The 515-nt window shown below is 29.9% G+C and carries 1 protein-coding gene; it reads left to right on the top strand.

Annotated features, from left to right (window positions below):
* On the top strand, window positions 1-233 hold a 233-nt coding region (locus tag IE178_RS35505), incomplete at its 5' end, for a carboxyvinyltransferase (protein ID WP_498370665.1).
* Window positions 234-515: the final 282 nt, after the last annotated feature.

Genomic DNA, 515 nt, shown 5'->3' with positions numbered 1-515 from the left:
TAGAAGGTGTGGAGAAGTTCACATCGGCTCAGTTATCTGCACCTGATTTAAGAGCCGGAGCGGCTCTTGTTATTGCTGCACTTGCGGCTGACGGAATTTCACAGATAGATGATATTGAATATATTCAGAGAGGTTATGAGGATTTTGAAGGTAAGCTCTCAGCACTTGGTGCAATTATTGCTAAAGTGGATTCAGAAAGAGAACTTCAGAAGTTCAAATTAAAGATTGGCTGATAATAATGGACTGCGGATATTTTTATGATATCTGTAGTTCATTTTATTTTTATATTTTTAATATTTTGTTATAATAATAGTGTGCTAATTTGTGGTATTATTATAAAGTGATTAATATATTTATATAATGATGTCCGATTTATAATAATAATGTTAAGATGTTATAACATTTGGATATTTAATATATAATATTTTATGTGCCGATGATGCACATTCTTTTTTATACACGATATTTAGAGAGAATACATATTTATAGCAAGAGGAATATATGAAATTAAGAGA

This window comes from Streptomyces griseoloalbus, assembly GCA_014650015.1.
GTDB lineage: Bacteria > Actinomycetota > Actinomycetes > Streptomycetales > Streptomycetaceae > Streptomyces > Streptomyces griseoloalbus.
Note: the sequence above shows the minus strand (reverse complement) of the source record. Positions and strands in the feature narration are given on the sequence as shown.